The organism is uncultured Sphingosinicella sp. (genome assembly GCF_963974575.1).
Classification (GTDB): domain Bacteria; phylum Pseudomonadota; class Alphaproteobacteria; order Sphingomonadales; family Sphingomonadaceae; genus Sphingosinicella.
The window spans coordinates 452,032-460,452 of sequence record NZ_CAXBBQ010000003.1 but is presented as its reverse complement, the minus strand read 5'-3'; the positions used below and the strand labels follow the sequence as shown (position 1 = coordinate 460,452).

General features: G+C 66.2%; 5 protein-coding genes, 1 tRNA gene and 2 rRNA genes. 6 read left to right on the top strand and 2 right to left on the bottom strand.

The window, feature by feature from the left end:
* From AAC014_RS07970 to AAC014_RS07950, 5 genes are all read left to right on the top strand, one after another.
* Positions 1 to 474: ribosomal RNA gene (locus AAC014_RS07970) — 23S ribosomal RNA — on the top strand; the annotation flags it as partial.
* Between the two features lie 86 nt (positions 475 to 560).
* A 5S ribosomal RNA gene (rrf, locus tag AAC014_RS07965) occupies positions 561 to 675 on the top strand.
* Between the two features lie 157 nt (positions 676 to 832).
* A tRNA-Met gene (locus AAC014_RS07960) sits at positions 833 to 909 on the top strand.
* Positions 910 to 974: 65 nt separating this feature from the next.
* The gene (locus AAC014_RS07955) at positions 975 to 3,686 is read left to right on the top strand and encodes a cation-transporting P-type ATPase (protein ID WP_339706560.1); all 2,712 of its coding nucleotides are present in this window, start codon (positions 975 to 977) and stop codon (positions 3,684 to 3,686) included.
* Positions 3,687 to 3,758: 72 nt separating this feature from the next.
* Positions 3,759 to 5,201, top strand: a complete 1,443-nt coding sequence (locus AAC014_RS07950) for an aldehyde dehydrogenase family protein (RefSeq protein WP_339706557.1) — start codon at positions 3,759 to 3,761, stop codon at positions 5,199 to 5,201.
* A gap of 7 nt (positions 5,202 to 5,208) precedes the next feature.
* On the opposite strand, the gene AAC014_RS07945 is transcribed toward AAC014_RS07950, so the two are convergent.
* Positions 5,209 to 5,646 carry an MgtC/SapB family protein gene (locus tag AAC014_RS07945; protein ID WP_339706554.1) on the bottom strand — a complete coding sequence of 146 codons (438 nt, stop codon included), beginning with the start codon at positions 5,644 to 5,646 and terminating at the stop codon, positions 5,209 to 5,211.
* A gap of 126 nt (positions 5,647 to 5,772) precedes the next feature.
* Between AAC014_RS07945 and AAC014_RS07940 the strand changes: the two genes are divergently transcribed.
* Positions 5,773 to 6,732 (top strand): nitronate monooxygenase, encoded by a 960-nt coding sequence (locus AAC014_RS07940; protein WP_339706551.1) that lies wholly within the window; start codon positions 5,773 to 5,775, stop codon positions 6,730 to 6,732.
* Here AAC014_RS07940 and AAC014_RS07935 read toward each other — a convergent pair.
* Positions 6,706 to 8,364, bottom strand: a complete 1,659-nt coding sequence (locus AAC014_RS07935) for a SulP family inorganic anion transporter (protein WP_339706548.1) — start codon at positions 8,362 to 8,364, stop codon at positions 6,706 to 6,708. The two genes, AAC014_RS07940 and AAC014_RS07935, sit on opposite strands and share 27 nt — an antisense overlap.
* Positions 8,365 to 8,421: the final 57 nt, after the last annotated feature.

The following is an 8,421-nucleotide window of genomic DNA, read 5'->3' as shown; positions in this document are numbered from 1 at the left end:
TGGAAGGGCCATCGCTCAACGGATAAAAGGTACGCCGGGGATAACAGGCTGATAATCCCCAAGAGCTCATATCGACGGGGTTGTTTGGCACCTCGATGTCGGCTCATCACATCCTGGGGCTGGAGCAGGTCCCAAGGGTTTGGCTGTTCGCCAATTAAAGTGGTACGTGAGCTGGGTTCAGAACGTCGTGAGACAGTTTGGTCCCTATCTGCCGTGGGCGTCGATATTTGAGAGGAGTTGCCCCTAGTACGAGAGGACCGGGGTGAACATACCTCTGGTGGACCTGTCATCGCGCCAGCGGTGCAGCAGGGTAGCTATGTATGGACGGGATAACCGCTGAAAGCATCTAAGCGGGAAGCCTCCCTCAAGATAAGATATCATCGAGCCGTGGAAGACCACCACGTTGATAGGCCGGGTGTGGAAGCGCGGTAACGCGTGAAGCTAACCGGTCCTAATTGCTCTATTCGCACTTAGAGCCCACACTATCATCGTCAGCGCTGATCGGATTTTGATCCGACGGCTTCGATTTCAAACCCTTTTCGTACGCACCGCCTTCATAGCTTGGTGACCATAGCGTCTGTGCCCCACCCGATCCCATCCCGAACTCGGCCGTGAAACCAGACAGCGCCGATGGTACTACTGCTCAAGCAGTGGAAGAGTAGGTCGTCGCCAGGCTTTGCAGGCGGTGCGCACGGAAAAGAAAAACCCATTTACAATGTTTAAAGGCCTCAGGCGCCGGCGGCTCTATCCAGAGCCTTGGCTATTCTCGCTTCTGTGCGGGCGGCCAGTCGGCCTTGCGGACCTGAAGGTCCGACTTGTCGGACATGGTTGGCGCGGGATGGAGCAGCCCGGTAGCTCGTCAGGCTCATAACCTGAAGGTCGTAGGTTCAAATCCTACTCCCGCAACCAACCTTTCTGCCGATACACACAAAAAGGCGCCCTCTGGGGCGCCTTTTTGCGTTATCGGGGTGGCCGTGGACCGTCCGGCGCCGACCCATCCCTCCCCTCATGCGGCGAGCGCTGCCGACATACTCGCGCATGTCGGCAGCTCCGAGCAGGGCCTGTCGAATGCGGACGCGGAGCGGCGACGCGCGGTGTCCGGTGCGAACCGCCTGCCCGAACCGCCGCGCCGAAGCGCGCTGCGGCGGCTTTTCGCGCAGTTCAACAATATCCTCATCTACGTGCTGGTCGCCGCCGCGGTGCTGACAGCCGGGCTCGGGCACACCAGCGACGCCGGGGTCATTCTTGCGGTCGTGTTGGCGAATACTGTGATCGGCTTCATCCAGGAAGGGCGGGCCGAACGCGCGATGGACGCAATCCGCGAAATGCTCGCGCCGCACGCGAACGTGCTGCGCGGCGGCACACGCCTGACGATTGCAGCAGAAGACCTGGTACCGGGCGACGTCGTTCTCCTTGATGCGGGCGACCGCGTTCCCGCCGATCTCCGGCTTTTCCGGGCACGCGGGCTCGCCGTGCAGGAAGCTGTCCTCACCGGCGAGTCCGTTCCGGTCGAGAAGCGCAGCGATCCGGTGGCTGCCGACGTGCCGCTCGGCGATCGCGCGAGCATGGCGTTCAGCGGTACGCTGGTGACGAGCGGTCTAGGGCGGGGCGTCGTGGTGGCAACCGGCGCGGCCACCGAGATCGGGCGGGTCAGCGGACTGCTTTCGCAGGTCGAAACGCTCACCACGCCGCTCGTTCGCCAGATGGATGTGTTCGCGCGCTGGCTGACGCTGTTCATCCTGTTCGTCGCCGCGCTTCTCCTGCTTTACGGGTCGCTCATTGCCGGGCGCGACTTTGCCGAGATGTTCATGATCGTGGTGGGCCTGTCGGTCGCGGCGATCCCGGAGGGTCTGCCGGCGGTGCTCACGATCACGCTGGCCGTGGGCGTCCAGGCGATGGCGCGGCGCAATGCCATCGTGCGCCACCTCCCCGCGATCGAAACATTGGGCGCGGTCTCCGTGATCTGCACCGACAAGACGGGCACGCTGACACGGAACGAGATGATGGCTGCCTCGGCCGCCGTCGATCGCCGCACCTTCGTGCTGGAGGGCGACGGCTATGCGCCGACCGGTAAGCTGACGCTGAACGGAACATCTGCGGCGGAAGAGGATCATCCGGGACTTCAGGCACTCGCCCGCGCCGCAGCGGCGTGCAACGACGCGGGCCTCCGGCATCAGGAAGGCACATGGAGCGCGGAGGGCGATCCGATGGAAGCCGCGCTGCTAGCTTTCGCCGCCAAAATCGGCGTCGACTGGCAGTCGCTGCGGCATCAGGCGCCGCGCAGCGACGTGTTTCCGTTCGACGCGCGGCACCGCTTCATGGCGACGCTCCACCGCACCGGCAGCGGCGACGTCATTTACGTGAAGGGCGCGCCCGAGCGGATCGTCGCGATGTGCGGGACCGAATTCGACGGGACCGAAGAGCAGCCGATCGACCGCGCCTATTGGCACGCCGAGGCAGAGCGCATCGCCCGCGGCGGCGAGCGCGTGCTCGCGTTCGCGATGCGCCGCGCCGCGCCGGGGCAAACGACGCTGGAGCCAGGCGATCTCGATAATGCGCTCGTCATGCTGGGCCTCGTCGGTCTCATCGATCCGCCGCGGCCCGAGGCCGTCGCCGCGGTCGCGGAGTGCCGGGCTGCGGGAATTCGGGTCAAGATGATCACCGGGGACCATGCGGGAACGGCAGCGGCGATCGGCCGCCAGGTCGGTCTCGCCAATCCCGCGCGCGTGCTGACGGGGGCCGATCTCGACCGGATGGACGATGCTGCGCTTGCCGACGCCGTGCTTGATGTCGACGTGTTCGCCCGCACCAGCCCCGAGCACAAACTGCGGCTGGTGATGGCCTTGCAGGCGCGCGGTCTCACCGTCGCGATGACGGGAGACGGCGTGAACGATGCGCCCGCCCTGAAGCGTGCCGACGCCGGAATCGTCATGGGCTGCAAGGGCAGCGAGGCCGCGAAGGAGGCGGCGAGCCTGGTGCTCGCGGACGACAATTTCGCCTCGATCGCCGCAGCCGTGCGCGAGGGGCGTACAGTCTACGAGAACATCCGCAAAGTGATCAGCTGGACGCTGCCCACGAACGCGGGTGAAGCCGTCACGATCATTTTCGCGCTGCTGTTCGGCCTCGCGCTGCCGGTCACGCCGATCCAGATCCTCTGGGTCAACATGGTAACGGATGTCACGCTCGGCCTTGCGCTCGCCTTCGAGCCTGCCGATGCGGACACCATGCGCCGGCCGCCGCGGCCGCGCAGCGAGCCGCTGCTGACGCGCGCCTTCATCTGGCATATCGTGCTCGTATCAGGGCTGTTTCTTGCGGGCGTGCTCGGCATGTACACCTACGCCGTGGAGCGGGGTCATTCCGTCGAAACCGCGCGCACGATAGCGGTCAACACGCTTGTCGTGATGGAGATCTTCCATCTGTTCTATATCCGTAACCTGCGGGGGACATCGCTCAGCTGGCATCTGGTGCGCGGCACGCGGGTGATCTGGGCGATGGTCGGGCTCGTCACCGCGGCGCAGTTCGCGATCACGTATGTTCCCGTGTTGCAGCGGATTTTCGGAACCGCGGCGGTGCCTTTGCGCGAAGGCCTGCTTGTCGTGGGCGTGGGCGCCGTGATGCTCGCGATCATTGAGGCGGAAAAACAGCTGCGGCTTGCCGTCGCCAGGCGACGGGAAGGGACTGCCTGACACTCCCAAGGGGATGCGGAGCGGCCCCGAATCGCGCTAGGAGTCTCCCAAACCCCCGAGGAGGAGATTCACATGCGTGATTATCTGAAATTCTACATCAATGGCGAATGGATCGATCCCGCAGGCGACGCGAAGACGCTCGACGTGCTCAACCCCGCGACCGAAGCCGTCGCCGGGCGCATCAGCCTCGGCTCCGCGGAAGACGTCGATCGCGCGGTGAAGGCCGCGAAGACCGCGTTCCGAAGCTTCTCGCGCACCAGCCGCGCCGAGCGGCTTGAACTGCTGCAGGCGATCCTCGCCGAATACACGAAGCGCAGCGGCGAGATGGCCGAGGCGATCACCGAGGAAATGGGCGCGCCCGCATGGCTCGCGAAGAGCGCGCAGGCGGCGATCGGCGCGGGCCATTTGCACACCGCGATCGAAGTTCTGAAAACCTACAAGTTCCACGAGCCGCGCGGCACGACGATGATCGCCAAGGAGCCGATCGGCGTGTGCGGCTTCATCACGCCTTGGAACTGGCCGATCAACCAGATCGCCTGCAAGGTCGCGCCCGCGCTTGCGACGGGCTGCACGATGGTGCTGAAGCCTTCCGAAATCGCGCCGTTCTCGGCATGGCTGTGGACCGAAATCCTGCACGCGGCGGGCGTTCCCAAGGGCGTCTTCAATCTCGTGAACGGCGATGGACCCACGGTGGGCGCTGCGATTTCCTCGCATCCCGATGTCGATATGGTGAGCTTCACCGGCTCGACGCGCGCGGGCATCGAAGTTGCCAAAGCCGCCGCCCCGACGGTGAAGCGCGTCGCGCAGGAACTCGGCGGCAAGTCGCCCAACATCCTGGTGGATGATGAAGGCTTCGGCGATGCTGTGAAGCGCGGCGTTGCGCATGTCTTCAACAACTCCGGCCAGTCGTGCAACGCGCCGACGCGCATGTTCGTGCCCGGCGGCCGCATGGACGAGGCGAAAGCTGTGGCGAAGGCGACCGCCGAGGCGTGGGCCCCGGGCGATCCCAACGGCAATGCGCGCATGGGGCCGGTCGTTTCCGAGCTGCAATGGACCAAGATCCAGGGCCTGATCCAGAAAGGCATCGATGAAGGCGCCGAACTCGTCGCGGGCGGCACCGGCAAGCCCGAGGGGCTGGAAACCGGCTATTACGTGAAGCCCACCGTGTTCGCGAACGTCACCAACGACATGACGGTCGCGCGCGAGGAAATCTTCGGGCCCGTGATCTCGATCCTCGGCTACGACAGCCTCGACCGCGCGATCGACGAGGGCAACGACACCGTCTACGGCCTCGCTGCCTACGTGCAGTCGACCGATATCGAGAAGGCCCGCGAGATCGCGTCGCAGCTTCGGGCCGGACAGGTCATCATCAATGGAGCGGGTAGCGACCTGATGGCGCCGTTCGGCGGCTACAAGCAGTCCGGCAACGGCCGCGAGTGGGGCGACCATGCCTTCGGCGAATTCCTCGAAACCAAGGCGATGATCGGCTACGGCGAGGCGATCGCCGCGGAATAGCCGCAACTCAGTCCTGCGCGTCCGGCACCACCCGGTAAAGGACGCGCAGCACGATAAGGACCGCGAGCCCGAGCAGCGTGCCGATCACCACGAGCGGCACCTGCCCGGCCCCGCACGCGATCCCCACGGCGGCGCAGAGCCAGATGTTGGCCGCCGTCGTCAGATTCTTCACCTTGTCACCGCGCACGAAGATCAGTCCCGCCGCGATGAAGCCGACGGCCTGCGCGAGGCCTTCGATCGCACGCAGGGGATCGGGCTGCGCGTTCTCGCCGCGATGTTCTTCGAACAGCATCAGCGCCGAAATCACGATCATCGCCGAGCTGAGAGCGACGAGTGCGTGCGTCCGCAGACCCGCTTCGTGTCCGCGCATCTCCCGGTCGAAGCCGAACGCCAGCCCGATCGCGGTCGCGGCGCCGAGCCGCAGGGCGATGTCTTCCCACGTCATGGCTGTTTGAATTGCCCGGGCCCGCAAAGGTTCCTTGCGCTATTCACAGCTTATCAGGAACGCGAGCTACGCGTCGCGGGGGTAGCGCCCCATACTCCGGCCAATTGAAACAGCCGGGAGGTCAGAATGTCCCTTCGCACCCCGATCTGCGACCTGCTCGGCATCGAACACCCGATCCTGCTCGCCGGAATGGGGGGCGTTTCCTATGCGGAGGCGTGCGCGGCGGTTTCGAACGCGGGCGGATTCGGCTCGCTCGGTATGGCGGGCACCAGCCCCGCCTTCATCCGTGACCAGATGAAGCGCGTGAAGGATCTGACCGACAAGCCCTTCGGCGTCGATCTTCTCGCCGCGCAGCCCGAAACGCTTACCCAGAGCGTGGACGTGATCATCGCGGAGGGCGCAAAGGCCTTCATCGCGGGGCTCGGCGTGCCGACGCCGATCCTCACCGAACTCCAGGCGGCGGGCATCGTCGTCATGTCGATGTGCGGCACGGTCGGCCATGCCGTGAAGGCTGCGGCGGCGGGCTGCGACGCGGTGATCGCGCAGGGCACGGAGGGCGGCGGACACACCGGCAAGGTTGCGAGCGCGGCGCTCTGGCCGCAATGCGTCGATGCCGTCGCCGTGCCGGTGATCGCCGCGGGGGGGCTTTATGACGGGCGCGGTCTTGCCGCCGCGCTCGCCTTCGGGTGTCAGGGCGTCTGGATGGGCACGCGCTTCATCGCCAGCCACGAGGCGCACGCGGGCCAAGCCTACAAGGACGCGATCATCGCGATGCGCGACACGTCCACCACGATCAGCCGGGGCTTCACGGGCAAGACGCTGCGCGCCATCGCCAACGACACCACCGACCATTTCGATCGACATCCCGAGGACTTGAAGCCGTTCCCGCTGCAGGTGATGGAGTCGGCGCAGGCGAACCGGTTGGGGCCGATCGTGGGCATCCTCGATGTCGATCCGAAAACGCAGTGCCTCGCGGCGGGGCAGGGCGGCGGCGGGGTCGATGCGATTCTGAGCTGCGCCGAGATCGTCGAGCGCACGCTCGCCGAGACGAAGGCGGCTTTAAGCCGACTGCGTGCTTTCGGCTGAGGCCATCGCGAGCGCGGCGGGGTAATCGGGCGCGAAGCGCACCTTACCGCTGCGGGGGCCGAGGTCATTGCGGCGCAGCACCTGCGCGGGCTGGGGCTGCACGTTCGCGAAGATCACTGCGGCGCCGTGCCTGTGCGCCATGCTGACGAAATCCTTGATGCCTTCGACACCGCTCGCGTCGAGCAGCGGCACCTCGCGCATCCGCAGGATGATGACGCGCGGCGGCTGGCCCATCCGGCGCAGCGTTTCCACGAGATCGGAAGCGACACCGAAGAAGAACGGCCCGGTGATGCGGAACACCTCCACGCCCGGCGGCAGGTCGTCCCGCTGCCCGGCATCCTCCGTTTCCACCTCGCGCACCGTCACGGCGACCGTGCGGCTCATCCGTTCCATGAACATCAGGCTGGCGAGCGTGACGCCGACGCCGATCGCCACGGTGAGATCGACGAGCACGGTAAGCCCGAACGTCAGCAGCAGCACGACGCGGTCGCCGATCGGCATCGCGCGGATACGCAGCAGCCGCTCGTACTCGCTCATCCCCCACGCCACCATGAACAGGATCGCGGCGAGCGCCGCCATCGGGATATAGCCCATGAGCTTCGTGCCGAAGGCCATGAACAGCAGCAGAAACAGCGCGTGGAATATGCCTGCAACCGGCGTGCGCCCGCCGGCGCGGATGTTGGTCGCGGTGCGCGCGATGGCGCCGGTCGCCGGCAGCCCGCCGAAGAGCGCGGAGGCGAGATTGGCCGCGCCTTGGCCGACAAGTTCTTGATTGGAACGGTGGCGGTAGCCGGTCATCCCGTCGGCGACGACGGCGGACAGCAGCGCCTCGATCCCCGCGAGGAAGGCGATCGTGAACGCTGCCGGAAGCACCGCCGTGACCTTCTCCAGGCCGAGCGCCGGAATGTGCGGCATCGGGAGGCCCGAGGGGATATCGGGGAAGCGCGAGCCGACGGTGTCGACGGGAAGCCCGAGCAGCGAGACGGCGAGTGCCGCAACGACCACGGCGACGAGGAAGCCCGGCACCTTCGGCGCGAAACGGCGCAGCACGATGATGATCCCGAGCGCGCCCGCGCCGACGCCGAGCGTCGCGATGTCGATGGTGCCGATCGCCTCTGTATAGGCGGCGAGCTTGGGCAGGAAGTCGGCGGGCACCGCCGCCATGCGCAGGCCGAGGAAATCCTTCACCTGTGTTGCCGCGATGATGACGGCGATGCCGGCCGTGAAGCCGGTGACGACGGGGTGCGGAATGAACTTGATGAGGCTGCCGAGCCGAGCGTAGCCCGCAACAAGCAGGATCGCGCCCGCCATCAGTGTGGCAAGCACAAGCCCGTCGTAGCCGTGCTCGGCGATGATGTTGAACACGACGACGACGAAGGCGCCCGTCGGCCCGCCGATCTGCGTGCGTGATCCGCCGAGCGCGGAGATCAGGAACCCGGCGACGACCGCTGTCACCAGCCCCTTGTCGGGCGAGGCGCCGCTCGCGATGCCGAGCGCCATGGCAAGCGGCAGCGCGACGATGGCGACGGTCAAGCCCGCAAGCGCATCGGCGCGCAGACCGGCCATGCCGTAGCCTTCGCGAAGCACGGTAAAGAGCTTCGGCGTGAACTGGATGGGCAGGACGTCGCGCACGGGCAACCCCCGAAAAACTCGTGGAATGTCGCCTTGCTAGGCCTGAATTATGGCAAA